General features: G+C 69.8%; 9 protein-coding genes and 2 rRNA genes. 1 reads left to right on the forward strand and 10 read right to left on the reverse strand.

Annotated elements, in window-relative coordinates:
• Window positions 1-61: 61 nt before the first annotated feature.
• From CEY15_RS07575 to CEY15_RS07610, 8 genes are all read right to left on the reverse strand, one after another.
• A complete protein-coding gene (locus CEY15_RS07575; RefSeq protein WP_095717914.1) occupies window positions 62-1,453 on the reverse strand; it encodes a hypothetical protein in 1,392 nt (463 codons plus the stop codon).
• A gap of 1 nt (window position 1,454) precedes the next feature.
• Window positions 1,455-2,927, reverse strand: coding sequence for an HtaA domain-containing protein (locus CEY15_RS07580; RefSeq protein ID WP_095717915.1), 1,473 nt, complete (start codon window positions 2,925-2,927; stop codon window positions 1,455-1,457).
• Entirely contained in the window at window positions 2,924-4,291 is a 1,368-nt protein-coding gene (locus CEY15_RS07585; protein WP_095717916.1) for a hypothetical protein, read from the reverse strand. The genes CEY15_RS07580 and CEY15_RS07585 overlap by 4 nt, the downstream gene beginning before the upstream one ends.
• Entirely contained in the window at window positions 4,288-5,157 is an 870-nt protein-coding gene (locus CEY15_RS07590; protein ID WP_017836313.1) for a heme ABC transporter ATP-binding protein, read from the reverse strand. Before CEY15_RS07590 ends, CEY15_RS07585 begins: the two co-directional genes overlap by 4 nt.
• Window positions 5,154-6,272 carry a FecCD family ABC transporter permease gene (locus tag CEY15_RS07595; RefSeq protein WP_095717917.1) on the reverse strand — a complete coding sequence of 373 codons (1,119 nt, stop codon included), beginning with the start codon at window positions 6,270-6,272 and terminating at the stop codon, window positions 5,154-5,156. The genes CEY15_RS07590 and CEY15_RS07595 overlap by 4 nt, the downstream gene beginning before the upstream one ends.
• Window positions 6,269-7,366 (reverse strand): heme/hemin ABC transporter substrate-binding protein, encoded by a 1,098-nt coding sequence (locus CEY15_RS07600; protein WP_095717918.1) that lies wholly within the window; start codon window positions 7,364-7,366, stop codon window positions 6,269-6,271. The genes CEY15_RS07595 and CEY15_RS07600 overlap by 4 nt, the downstream gene beginning before the upstream one ends.
• A 247-nt stretch (window positions 7,367-7,613) precedes the next feature.
• Window positions 7,614-9,803 (reverse strand): 3-hydroxyacyl-CoA dehydrogenase NAD-binding domain-containing protein, encoded by a 2,190-nt coding sequence (locus tag CEY15_RS07605; RefSeq protein WP_095717919.1) that lies wholly within the window; start codon window positions 9,801-9,803, stop codon window positions 7,614-7,616.
• Window positions 9,804-9,844: 41 nt separating this feature from the next.
• Complete coding sequence (locus tag CEY15_RS07610; RefSeq protein WP_017836309.1) at window positions 9,845-11,056, reverse strand: acetyl-CoA C-acetyltransferase; 1,212 nt, start codon at window positions 11,054-11,056, stop codon at window positions 9,845-9,847.
• Window positions 11,057-11,245: 189 nt separating this feature from the next.
• Here CEY15_RS07610 and malQ point away from each other — a divergent pair, with 189 nt between their 5' ends.
• Window positions 11,246-13,438 (forward strand): 4-alpha-glucanotransferase, encoded by a 2,193-nt coding sequence (gene malQ / locus CEY15_RS07615; protein ID WP_217987087.1) that lies wholly within the window; start codon window positions 11,246-11,248, stop codon window positions 13,436-13,438.
• 54 nt (window positions 13,439-13,492) lie between these two features.
• Here malQ and rrf read toward each other — a convergent pair.
• Both rrf and CEY15_RS07625 read right to left on the reverse strand, forming a co-directional pair.
• A 5S ribosomal RNA gene (gene rrf, locus CEY15_RS07620) occupies window positions 13,493-13,609 on the reverse strand.
• A gap of 103 nt (window positions 13,610-13,712) precedes the next feature.
• Window positions 13,713-13,822: ribosomal RNA gene (locus tag CEY15_RS07625) — 23S ribosomal RNA — on the reverse strand; the annotation flags it as partial.

Genomic DNA, 13,822 nt, shown 5'->3' on the forward strand with positions numbered 1-13,822 from the left:
CAGACGCGGAGCGGCCCCGACACCACTCGGTGTCGGGGCCGCGTCGAGTCCTGTGCCCGACCTACATCAGGCTGCCGAACAGGTTCGTCATGCCGGCGAGCGAGCCACCGCCACCGGTACCGGTGTCGTCGTCATCGTCGTCGTCCCCACCAGTGGTGAAGGTGATCGGCGTGCTGGTCTCCCAGGGGGCGTGGACGGCGCCCGAGGCCGCGTAGGTGTAGATCCCGTAGCTCCCGGTCTCCGACTTCGCGTCCGCCGCGTCCTTCGAGACGGTGACGGTGGTGGTGAAGCTCCCGTCGGGGAGCAGCTCGACAGCACCGGCGGCGGCGCCCCCGATGACGGCGTGGTTCTCCGCGGCGAGGACCCACTTCTGCACGACCACCTTGCGAGCCGCGGAGGTACCGCCCGCGGACGGCTTCCACGCATCCTCGAACTTGCCGAAGACGAGGTAGAACCCGGCGGGCTTGCCCGCGAGTGGCGGACGGGTACCCACAACCGACGGGTCGTTGAACCCGGAACCCGTGATGGTCACCTCGTGGCTTCCGTCAGCGGCCAGGGTGGTGTCCGAGACGGTGACCTTCGGGGTGCCGACAGGCACCTGGGTCTCGTCCTCGGTCAGGTCGTAGGTCACCTGGAGCGGCAGCGGGCCCTTGAGATTCTGGTCTCCGCCACAGCCGGTGTTGTAGTAGTGCGGATGCACCGAACTCGGCACCGCCGCCAGCCACTCGGGCGTCCATGCGCCCCAGACGTTCGGCGCGGTGCAGGTACGGTCCTGGTTCCCACCGTTGTGCTGCACTCCCGCGTACTGGGGCGACAGGGTGATGGTGCCGTCCTGGGCCACCTGAGCGGCGCCCGGACCGAACGACAGGACGGTCGTGCGACCGGCATTGACCTCGGGAGTGGGGTTGCCGTTCATGTCGTTCGCCGCGCCGATGGTGACGTCGGCATTGAGCGTTCCGGAACCGTCGGCGTTGACGGTCAGCTTCGGATCGGCCAGGGTCTCGTCCGGCGCGTTGAGGTTGGCGGGGTAGGCGTTGAAGGTGATCTCGCCGTCCCAGTCGATGGTGACGGTACCGTCCGCCCCGCGCGCACCCTCACCGTCGGAGAACTTGATGGCGTTGGGCGTAGCCTGCTGTCCCGAGACGAGGTTCACGGGCATCGAGGTGGCCGGGAACGCAGCGGGGGTGTACTCGGTCTGCGTGCCACCCGAGACCGACCCGACGAGCGCCGAGGCGTCGCCGGAGGCGTCGAAGATGCGCCACGGTCCGAAGATCCCCTTCTGGGCGTATCCGCTGATGCCCCAGACGAACGAGGCGTCCGAGACGGTCCCCGGGATCGCCTCCTGGGCGTGGGCCGCCGGGGCGGCGACGGCTCCGGCGAGCAACGCGAGCGTCGCCCCCAGCATCGTGCCCCGTCGGCCGGCGAGCGCGAGCCGGGATCGAGTTGTGTTCACATCAGTCCTTTCGTCGAACTGTCTGGTAGAACAGCACTGCCGCGAGCGCGAGCAGTGCGGCCCCCACCCACCACTGCCATTGGTGGGTGGGGTCTCCGGCTTTCCGAGAGCCGGAAGTCTGGGCGTAGACCACGTCGGAGCCGTAGAGGGGCGCGTTGGCCGCCACCGGGATCGTCGACTGGTCCGCGACGGTCGCGGGCGCTGCGGGCGAGGAACCGCCTGACGACGGGCCGCTCGAGGATGCGGGAATGGAGGCGACCGCGCCGCCCACGGTCCCGGCGGTGATCGGGGCTCCGGCGGTGTAGTAGTCCGCGAAGTACTCCTCGAAGACCTCGTCCACACGACTCCCCTCGGCGGCCGGGGATCCGGGTGCCGCCGCGGCCTGTGCCGCCCCGTCCCGCGCCGCGTTCACCGCCTCGGGCTGGAGCGGCTTCCACGCCTCGTCCATCCACGCGGCCGCGGTGTCGGCGACGTCGGTGCCCGCGGCCCGCAGGATCTGTTCGACCGTGTCGTCGAGGACCTGACCCACGATTCCTTTGGAGCCACCGGAGCCGCCGGAATTCGGCATCTCCTCGGGATCATCCGAATTCCAACTCACCGCTATCGGCAATGCGGGTTTCGTATTGTCAGAGGTTCCGGTGGAATACCAGAATCCCCCGGATCCCGCATCCGCGGCGAAGTCCACGAATTCTCGGGGGAATGCACCCCAATGGGCACCGTCTCTCGTCTGGGGATTCTCCCCGGTTTGTGCAGAATAGGTCACCCCGAGATATTCGGGGGTCACGGAGAACCCCTTTTTCCCACCCAGTTCCACTCGGTTCCGGGGGAGATTCGCGAGGACGACGGTGCGGGACGGCATCGGGGTCGACACCTCGGGGTTGTCCTGAGAGCTCCGTCGCCCACCCAGGGTCGCGGTGACGGTGGCCTTCGTGGGCGTGACGGTGAGGACCGGGTCGGTGAGGCTGAGGAACACCAGGCCCGAGTAGTACAGAACCGAGGCGGTGCCCTTCCACCGGATCTCGGCCGTGCCCGATGCGGCGTCAACGGTTCCGGTCCCCTTGCCGAAGACCATCTCGAGGCCGCTGTATCTGCTCGAGGAGGCGTCACGGATGGGCGTGCCCGCCTGGTCGGTTTGTGTCCCGGCCCAGGTGGCTGTCGCCGTCCCACCGTTCGCGGACCGCTTCTCGATGGTCACGTGTCCCGACGTGGCCCTCCACGTCTGTTCGGTGATCGTCGCCCCCGCTCCGGCGAGCGCCGCGGAGCTGTCCCCCGCGGAGAGGAAGTTGAGTCCGGGTCCGTGGCTGGGTCCGGAACTCTGCCTGCTCAGCCCCCACCGGAACTCCGCATCTGTCAGCTCGACGGCGGAGTTCTGTGCCCGGGCCGCCGGCGTGGCCATCAGCGCACCGAGGGCGAGGATCACGGTCACAACCAAGGCGGTGGCCCTGCGGTGGGCCGGTCGCGGGTGACTGGTCATCGGGGATCTCCTTGTGTGAGAACTGTCGTGGCGTGTTCCGGGCTGCCGCCGTCCGCCCGGGCATGGGCGGGATCGTCAGGGTGGGCGGGGTCGTCAGGGTGGGCGGCGCCGTCGTCGCCGCCGGGGTCGGCGAGGCGCCTCCGGTTGACCGCGACCGCCGCCGCGACCGACAGCGCCAGGGCCGCGAGGGTGAGGAAGACCCACCCCGCCGAGCCACCGAGCCCGGCGGCCGATGCCGTGGGGGAGATGTCGGTCCGTACCGGGAACCGCTCCGCTGCCTCGAGACCGGACCCGGCACCCGCCGCCCGGATCTCGTGGGTGCCGGAGGCGATGTCCTCCGGGAGCACGATCACTCCCGCGACCTCGCCGTCGACTCCCGCGACGACGGGTCCGACGGCGGCGTCACCCTCGCCGAGCACCACGTAGACCTGCTCGCCGGGCCAGAATCCCGCGGCTGCGAATCCCATGGCCCCGCCGGGCCGGGCGGCTTTGCGGTCGACCTCGATCACCGCGGTCACGGTGGTCGTGGACCCGCCGGTCGCCGCCGTCGGCGCGCCGTCAGCGGGACCGCTTCCCCCCGCTCCGGTGTCCACACCGCCCGGACCTTCCGTGCCCGCGGACTGCCCCTCGGGGGCGGCCACCCCTGCTGCCGCCCCCTGCGCGGCCCCGCCGGCACGCGCGCGGGTGGCGGCCCGACCCGGCGCGGCGGGGCGTGCGGCCTGCGCTCCGGCGGCGGGCGCGCCCGGTGCCGGTGACTGTTCGACCGCGGGTGCCGGCTCCCCGGCCCGGAAGGTCACCGGGGTGAAGGTCTCGTTGGCGCCGTTGCGCACCCCGTGCGCGCCCCAGGTGAGGAATCCGCAGGTGACCTTGGTGCAATCGATGCTCTTGCCCCCGGCTCCGGTGAACGTGGGGCCCGGGACGGTGAGGTTCACCCGGAACGATCCGTCGGACCCCATCGTCGCCTGGGCTTCGCCTGCCGTCGACGACCCGGGGAAGGCGACGAAAGCCTGGTATCCCTGGTTACTGCGCGACTGTTCATCGGGGACGTAGTCGTAGGTCCGGCCCGTCGCGCCGCCGTTGGACGGCCCCCACCCGGACCCGCTGACCCACCCGAACCCGATGTACACGCCGCCGAAGCCGCCCTCGATCGCCTGGAAACCCGAACCCGACAGGGTGAACCCCGTCTGGCCCGACGTCGACGCCACCGCCCCGCCCAGCGAACTCGATGCCGTCAGGCGCGCGGCGGCGTGCGCCGGGGCCTGGGTCAACACGGCCAGAGCCGAGGTGCCGAGCAGCGCCAGTGCCAGAACAGCGACGATCCGGGCGGCGGTTGCCCGCGCCGTTGATGACCGGGTGTGTCTCACGAGAACTCCTTGACGAGGGCCGACGCCGGTGTGGCGTCTACCGCGGGCTCCATCGGCGTCCGGGCGGTCCGGAACCGTCGTCGGTCCGGGGTGATCAACAGGTCACCGGTGACGGGATGCCGGTCGACGACGACCGGCTGCTGGTAGACCTCTTCCACCAGCTCGGAGGTGAGGACCTGCTCAGGCGGCCCCTCGGCCCGTATCCGGCCGTTCGAGATCATCACGAGACGGTCGGACCACGCGGCCGCCAGCTCGAGGTCGTGCAGGACCACGACCACCGCCCCGCCGGCGTCGGCGACGGTCCGCGCCAACTCCAGGACGATCTCCTGGTGGCGCAGGTCCACCGCCGCGGTGGGCTCGTCCAGCAACAACACACCGGCGCGCTGCGCGAGTGCCCTCGAGAGGGAGACGCGGGCCTTCTCCCCACCGGACAGGGTCGGGAAGGTCCGGGACCGCAGGGTGGCCGTGTCGGTCGCGGTCAACGACTCCTCGATGATCTCCTCGTCGTCGTCACCCTCGGGCTGCGTCGCCCAGGGGGCGCGCCCCATCGCGACGATCTCCCGCACGGTGAAGGGGAAGGCGACGGTGTTGGCCTGGGTGAGCAGGGCCCGGCGCCGGGCGAGGTCACCGAGGCGCCACCGTCGTAGATCGGTGCCGTCGAGGACGGTTCGGCCGACGTCGGGGTCGGTGTCCCCCGCCACCACGCCGAGCAGCGTGGACTTGCCCGCCCCGTTGGGGCCCACCAGTGCGAGCACCTCTCCGGCGTAGATCTCCAGGTCGACCGCGTCGAGCAGGGTCCGGCCGCCGAGGCGTACGGTCACACCTTCCGCGGACAACACCGGCACGCGCGTCTCGCCGCGGTTCATCCCCAGCCCCCTGCCGTGCGACGGGTGCGGTGCAGGAGCCAGAAGAAGAAGGGGCCACCGACGGCGGCCGTCACCATTCCCAATGGCAGCTCCGCGTAGTCCACCGCGGTCCGGGCGAGGAGATCCGCGGCCAGCAGGCACACCGCACCGCCCAGTGCGGACGCCGGCAACAACAGTCGGTGTCCCGGTCCGGCGATCATGCGGACCAGGTGCGGGACCACCAGTCCGACGAAGGCGACGATGCCGCAGAAACTCACCGCGGCGGCCGTGAGCAGTCCGACCAGCAGGATGGAGTGGATCCGCAGCCGCTCGACATGGACGCCCAGGTGACGGGCCGGCCTCTCTCCGAGCGCGAGGAGGTCGAGCGGTCGCGCCAGGCGGGCCGCCAGGACCAGCCCGAGCACCGCCAGGGGCGCCACCACCAGGACGTGGTCCCACCGGCTGCCGTTCAGGCTCCCCAGCTGCCAGAACACGATCTCTTCGCGGGCCTGGGTGTCCCCGAGGAACATGAGCAGGGCGAGCGCGGCACCCGCGACGGCGTTCACGGCGATCCCGGTGAGCACCAGGGTGACCACCTCGGTCCGCCCGTTGCTCCGACTGAACAGGTACACCACGGTCGTGGTGACTATGCCGGCGACGAAGGCGCACACGACGCTGGTCCAGGCGCCGAAGGCGGTCAACCCGAACACGATCGCCGCCGCCGCGCCCACGGCCGCCCCGGCGGACACCCCCACCACGCTGGGCTCGGCGAGCGGGTTGCCGAACGCCCCCTGCATGAGGGCACCGGCCACCGCGAGGGCCGCACCCACGACCATCGCCATGGCCACCCTCGGGAAACGCACGCTCCAGAGCGTGGCGTCGGCCCGGGGGTGGCTTGCGGCGGGCCCGAGGTCGACGCCGAGACCGCGGAGGAACCCCGAGGCGACCTCGGTCGCCGGGATGTGCAGCTGCCCCGACGCCGCCGCCACCACGGCCAGTACCCCGAGCGCCACCGCCAGGCCGGTTATCAGCAGGCCACCGGTCACCATGCGGTGGGCTGTGCCGGACGTACGGGCAGGGCCGGAGTCGGGAGCGGGACGGCCGGCACGTGCCGCGCGCTCTTCGGTGAGTGTCACAGTGCGTCCGGGGCGTAGAGGGCGACCGCGAGAGCGTTGAGTACCGCGGGGGTCCTGGTGCCGAAGGACAGGACGAGGTCGTCGTTCATCGCGACGATCCTCTGGTTCGCGCCAGCGGGCGTCTGCGCCATGGCGGGGAACTTCTCGAGCAGTCCGTCTACGCCGCCGACGGATTCGAGCCCCTTGTTCATCATGATGATGACGTCCGGCTGGGCCGCGATGAGCCCTTCGTCATTCGCCGGCTTGGCGCCCTTCCACCCGACCTCGGAGGACACGTCGTACCCGCCGGCAGCGGTGATCAACTCGTCCGCGCCGCTGTCCTGACCGAACATGTAGTAGACGCCGGCGTTCCCACGGGCGTAGAGGAACACGGTGCGCAACCGCGAGGTCTCCGATTCGGGGACGATCGACGAGATCGACTGTTCGGCCTCGACGATCTCCGCGCGGGTGCGCTCCCCCAGTTCACGCCCCAGTTCGGGGACCCCGAGACCGTCCGCGACGGCCCGGGTGAGGACCTCGACGTTGTCCGGGGACCTGTGGGAGTCGACGACGACGACGGGGATCCCCGCGTCGCGCAGCTGCAGGATCACGTCCCACGGACCGAGTGAGGTGTCCGTGATGATCACACTGGGGTCGAGCGCGAGGATCGCCTCGGCGTTGAGCTGGTGTCCGTCGTGCGTCACCAGGGGCCGGTCGGCGATCTCAGGGAAAGCCGATGAGACGTCGCGGCCGATGACGTTGTCGCCCAACCCGAGCTCGAACACGATGCGCGAGAGCGTGCCGTAGATGTCCAGGGGAAGGATCCTGGAGACGTCCGCGACCTCGACGACCGTGCCCTGATTGTCGGTGACCACGGCAGGGAGCTGCGGTACCGGGTCGGTCGCGACGGGTTCGACCGGGTCGTCGACCAACTCCAGGGCGAGTTCGCCGGAGAAGGATCGCGGGTCCTCTATCGCCGAGACCTCCGACGCGAGCGGTATCCCCGAGATGGTGGCGGGATCCCCTCCGAGCCCGGTCGCCACGCCGCACGAGGTCAGCGAGAGAGCCAGGAGGGCGACGGCCAGCCGGAGCGAGCCTGAGCGCTGTCTGAACATGCGGCTACACTAGCACCCAAATGAAGGACAGCCTAACCTTTGCATGGGCAGCCTTACCTAAAATGCAAAGCCGCAGGTATGGGCCGAATCCTCACCCTGGATGCACCACTCCCGGCCTCCCATCGCCGACTGAGAAGGGTAAATTCGCACAAACACTCCTGCGGCGACGACAGCGGCCGCCCCCAGGGGATCCCGGGGGCGGCCGCGTAATTCTCGTCCGGCTCGGACCTGCCGGCCCGTGCCCGGATCAGCCCTGCTCGGCAGCCGCCTGCCTCAGCGACTCGGTGGGCAGGAAGTGGTCACCGTATTTCGCGGCGAGCTCCTCGGCGCGGGCGACGAAGCCCTTGTAACCCGAGGGCTCCGTGGCGCCCGGCGCCGCGTAGTTCCTGGCGTACTGGCGGGTACCGCCGGTCCACGCCGGGAACCCGATCCCGATGATCGAGCCGATGTTGGCGTCGGCGTCGTCCACGATCACGCCCTCGTCGACGCACTTCTGCGTCTCGAGCACCTCGGCGAAGATCATGCGGTCGACCAGGTCCTGCAACGGCGGCGCGTTGTCCGGCGAAGTGTTGAACGCCTCCCGCAGGCCCGGCCAGAGGCCCGCGCGCGTGCCGTCGGTGTAGTCGTAGAACCCGGCCCCGGCCAGGCGGCCGCTGCGGCCGAGCTCGTTGACCATCTTCGCGGTGACTCGGTCGGAGGACACCTCCACGAACTCCTCGCCCGCGGCGGCGGCGGCCTCGCGCGCGGTGTCGCGGATCTTGAGCATGAGGTTGAGGTTCAGCTCGTCGGACAGCTGGAGCGGCGCCGCGGGATATCCGGCGATGCGGCCGGCCTGCTCGATGGTCGAGGGCTCGATCCCCTCGTCCAGCATGCCGATCGCCTCGTTGACGAACGTGCCGATGACGCGCGAGGTGTAGAAACCACGCGAGTCGTTGACCACGATCGGGATCTTCCTGATCGCCAGCGTGAGGTCGATCGCCTTGGCCAGGGTCTCGGGGGTGGTCTTCTCCCCCTTGATGATCTCGACCAACTGCATCTTGTCGACGGGCGAGAAGAAGTGCAGTCCGATGAAGTCCTCGGGACGCTTGACGCCGGTCGCGAGGTCGGTGATCGGGAGGGTCGACGTGTTGGAGCCGAGCAACGCGTCGGGGGCGACGATGTCCTCGATCTCCTGGAAGACCTTCTTCTTGAGATCGGGCGACTCGAAGACGGCCTCGATCACGAGGTCGCATCCGGCCAGCGCCTGCGGGTCCGTGGTGGGCGTGATTCGGGCCAGGAGGGCGTCGGACTTCTCTTGCGTGGTGCGGCCACGCTCGAGCGCCTTGGCCTCGATCTTCTCCGAGTACGCCTTGCCCTTGTCGGCGGACGCCTGCTCGACGTCCTTGAGCACGACCTCGATCCCGGCCTTCGCGCACACGTACGCGATGCCGGCGCCCATCATGCCGGCGCCCAGGACGCCGACCTTGGTGAACTCGGTCCGGGGGATCTCGGAGCCGTCGGCGGCCTTGGGGCGCGCGCCGCCGGACGAGCAGTGCTGCATGTCGAAGAAGAACGCCTGGATCATGTTCTTCGCGATGGGACCGGTGACGAGCGAGACGAAGTAGCGCGCCTCGATCTTCTCGGCGGTGGCGAAGTCGACCTGCGACCCCTCGACCGCGGCGGCCATGATGGCCCGGGGCGCCGGGGAGGGCGCGCCCTTGGTCTGCTTGCGCATGTTGGCCGGGAAGGACGGCAGGACACCGGCCAGGGCCGGGTCACTGATCGTGCCACCGGGCAGGGTCCACCCCTTGCGGTCCCAGGGCTGGCTGGGCTCGGGATCGGTCTTGATCCACGCCTTCGCGGAGTCGACGAGCTGCTCGGGGGCGACGACCTCGTCGACCAGGCCCGCCTTGAGTGCCTTGTCCGGGGCGAACGATCGGCCCGACATCAGGATGTTGGGCACGGCCTGCGCCAGGCCGAACATGCGGACGGTCCGGACGATGCCGCCGCCACCGGGCAGCAGACCGAGCGTGACCTCGGGCAGGCCGACCTTGGCGCCGCGGGCGTCGGCCATCACGCGGTGGTGGCAGGCGAGCGCGAGCTCAAGGCCTCCGCCCAGGGCCGCACCGTTGATCGCGGCCACGACCGGGACTCCGAGGGTCTCCAGGGCGCGCATCCGGCCCTTGATCTGCATGGACCGCTCGAAGAGCTCCTCGGCGTCGCCGGGGCCCGCCGTGATCATGGACTTGAGGTCGCCGCCGCCGAAGAAGCTCTTCTTGGCAGACGTCAGGACGATGCCCTTGATGGACTCCTTCTCGGCCTCGATACGGCCGACGGTTTCCGAGAAGTCGTCGATGAAACGCGCGTTCATGGTGTTCGCGCCGTGGTCGGGGTCATCCATGGTGAGGGTGACGATGCCGTCGCCGTCCTGCTCCCACCGGAACATGTTGTCGCTCACTGGTTCTCTACTCCTAAAGGCTGTGGTGTCGGTGGGGCGGATCAGACGCGCTCGATGATGGTGGCGACGCCCATTCCACCGCCGACACAGAGGGTGATGAGGGCGCGCTTGCCGCCGGTGCGCTCGAGCTCATCGAGCACGGTGCCGGTGATCATGGCGCCGGTGGCTCCGAGGGGGTGCCCCATCGCGATGGCCCCGCCGTTGACGTTGAGCTTCTCGTCGGGGATGTCCATGTCCTTCTGGAAGCGCAGCACGACGGAGGCGAACGCCTCGTTGAGCTCCCACAGGTCGATGTCGTCCGGGGTGAGCCCCGCGATCTCGAGCGCCTTCTTCGCGGCCGGGGTCGGGCCGGTGAGCATGATGGTGGTGTCGGCGCCAGAGGTGGCCGCGGCCACGACGCGGGCGCGCGGCGTCATGTTCATCTCCTTGCCGGCCTTCTCCGAACCGACCACCACGAGCGCGGCACCGTCGACGATGCCGGAGGAGTTGCCACCGTGGTGGACGTGGTTGATCTCCTCGACCCAGTGGTACTTCTGCAGCGCGACGGCGTCGAAACCGCCCATGTCGCCGACCATGGCGAACGAGGGCTTGAGGCCGGCGAGCTTCTCGACCGTGGTGCCCGGTCGCATGTGCTCGTCGTGGTCGAGGATGGTGACGCCGTTGATGTCCTTGACCGGGACGACCGACTTGGCGAACCGGCCCTCCTCCCACGCGCGGGCGGCGAGTCGCTGCGAGCGCTCGGCGTAGCGATCCACGTCCTCACGGGTGAACCCCTCGAGCGTGGCGATGAGGTCGGCCCCGATCCCCTGCGGGGAGAAGTACGTGTCGTAGTTGGTCGCCGGATCCAGGGCCCAGGCGCCGCCGTCGGTGCCCATCGGCACGCGCGACATGGATTCGACGCCGCCGGCGAGGACGACCTCGTCCCATCCGGAGCGGATCTTCTGGGCGGCCATGTTGATGGTGGTCAGGCCGGAGGCGCAGAACCGGTTGATCTGCACACCGGCGACGGTGTCGGGCATCTTCGCGGCCAGCGCGGCGATGCGCGGCAGATCCATGCCCTGGTCGCCGAGCGGGGTGACGATTCCGTAGATGATGTCCGAGATCCGGTTCTCGTCGAGGTCGGGGAACCGACGCCGCATCTCTTCGATGAGACCGACGACCAGGTCGATCGGCTTGACCCCGTGCAGAGCGCCGCCAGGCTTGCCCTTGCCTCGCGGAGTCCGGATGGCGTCGTAGATGAATGCCTCGGTCATGGGTTGTCCACGGCCTTTCTCTGGGCGGAACTGATACGTGTTCGAGGTCAGCGTACGTGGTCGCTCGCCCCCGGTCGGAGTGTGGTCCGTTTTTCGCGATCCGCACCCGGGTCGCTCTGGTGGCACAGTGGACCGTGACCGTCCGCGGCGCCCGGAGAACGGCGCCTCCCGACCCGACGCGAGGACCCTGTGACCGTGACCGACGCCGTTCCCCCCGCCCTGGTTGAACTCGCCGAGAAGTGTGGCGTGGCCACGAGCTACGAGGACGCCCGCGGGAGCCGACACGACATCCCCGCCCGCACGCTCCGCTCGGTTCTCGCCGCGATGGGAGTACCTGTCAACGACGACGACGAGAGCGAGACCGCGGTCCGGTCGGCCCTCGAGGAGATTCGTCTCCGGCCCTGGCGACGGGTGCTCCCACCGACGATCGTGACGAGGCAGGGAGCGGGGGCCGTGTGCACAGTCCATGTACCCCGCGGGACCTCGGTGGGCCTGTCCGTCCACCTCGAGAACTCGTCCGACCCGCTCGATGTGGTGCTCCCCGAGGCCGCGGAGGAGTCGAGGAGCGTCGACGGGGCGACAGTCGACCGATTCGAACTGGAACTCCCCGACTCGCTTCCCCTCGGGTGGCACCGCCTGGTCGCCCACGTCACGGACGCGTCTGAGGGCTACGGCCCCTCGCCGGGGGAACCGCGGGTCCTCGAGGCCACCCTTGTGGTGTCACCGGGGTCCATACCGGTTCCCGCGGATCTCGGGCGGCGCCGCGGTGTCGGGCTGGCCGCGCAGATCTACCAGGTCCGGTCCGAGACGTCGTGGGGGGTGGGTGACCTGTCGGACCTGGCCGACCTCGCCGACTGGGCCGGGCGGGACCTCGGCGCCGACTTCGTTCTGGTGAACCCGATGCACGCCGGGGAACCGCTTCCGCCGGTGGAGCCGTCGCCGTACCTCCCGACCTCACGCCGGTTCGCCTCACCGCTCTACCTCCGCCCCGAGCTGATCCCGGAATACGCCTCACTCCAACCCGAGGACATGCAGGTGGTCGACGACCTCGCGTCCGGGGAGCGGCAGAGGAACACCGACGACACCATCGACCGCGATTCCTCGTGGGGAGCCAAACTCGAAGCACTCCGGATAGTGTTCGCCGCCGCTCTCACGGAGGACCGGGCCCGGGCGTTCGACGACTTCGCCGACGAGCAGGAGCCTGGCCTGTTCCGTTTCGCCACGTGGTGTGCCCTGGCGTCCGAGCGGGGCCCGGACTGGTCGCGGTGGCCCGCGGCGCTCAAGGACCCGGATTCCGATGACGTGGCACGCTTCGCACGCGACCACGCACAGGAGGTCCGATTCCACCAGTGGCTCCAATGGCAGGTCGCGCAACAACGAGCGGGTGCGCAGCGCGCGGCGTTGTCGGCGGGGATGCGGTTGGGAATCCTCCACGATCTCGCCGTCGGGGTGCATCCCACCGGTGCCGACGCGTGGGCACTCCACCGGTCACTCGCCCGCGGCGTCACCGTGGGAGCGCCGCCGGACGTCTACAACCAGCTGGGCCAGGACTGGTCCCAGCCCCCACTGCGGCCCGATGCCCTCGCAGAGGAGGGATATCGGCCGTTCCGGGACATCGTCCGCGCCGCGCTGCGCGACTCGGGCGGGATACGAATCGACCACATCCTCGGTCTGTTCCGGCTCTGGTGGATCCCGTCGGGACTCCCGCCCACCGAGGGGACGTACGTGAACTATGACCACGAGGCGATGATCGGCGTCCTCGCGCTGGAGGCCTCGCGTGCGGGCGCGGTCGTCGTCGGAGAGGACCTGGGGACCGTCGCACCCGGGGTCCGGGAGGAACTGTTCGAACGCGGGGTATTGGGCACCTCGGTGATGTGGTTCGAACAGGAAGACGGCCAACCGGTGCCTCCCGAGACCTATCGGCGGCTCTGCATGGCGTCGGTGACCACTCACGACCTCCCGCCCACTGCCGGGTACGTCGACCTCGTGCATGTGGATGTCCGCGAGGAACTGGGCCAGCTGACGGGCGATGTCGAACAGGAGCGCGTCGACGCCGGCACCGAGATCAAGTCGTACACCGAAGCGGTCAAACGGCGCGACCTACTCGAAGGCGACAGCCCGGAGGACCTGGTGGTGGCGCTCCACGGGTACCTGGCGGCCGCACCGTCCCTTCTCTACGCGGTGTCGGTGGCCGACCTCGCCGGTGACCGCCGGCCGGTCAACATGCCCGGCACGTCCGAGGAGTATCCGAACTGGCGGGTGCCGCTCTCCGACGGTCGGGGCGACGTGGTCACCCTCGGGGCGTTGCGTGGATCGGCCCTGGCGAGGCGGGTGTGTGGTGCGGCGTTGGTGTCTGGTGGGGGTGTGGGTGGGGTGAAATGACGAGGGCCCCCGGGGCCGCGGTGTGCGGTCTCGGGGGCTCTCGTGTGAAGTTGTGTTCGGCGGTGACCTACTCTCCCACACCCTCTCGAGTGCAGTACCATCGGCGCTGGCAGGCTTAGCTTCCGGGTTCGGAATGGGACCGGGCGTTTCCCTGCCGCTATGGCCGCCGTAACTCTGTGAAACAAGGCCCTGTCCACATCGACCGGAGTCGAGGGACGGGTGTGTTGTTTCAGATACTGCACAGTGGACGCGTCACGATTCTTCTGGCTTGGTTGTGTGTAAGCCCTCGGCCGATTAGTACCGGTCACCTCCACGCATTGCTGCGCTTCCAGTTCCGGCCTATCAACCCCATGGTCTGTGGGGGGCCTTAACCACGCAAGGTGG

The organism is Dietzia natronolimnaea, assembly GCF_002289575.1.
Lineage (GTDB): Bacteria > Actinomycetota > Actinomycetes > Mycobacteriales > Mycobacteriaceae > Dietzia > Dietzia natronolimnaea_A.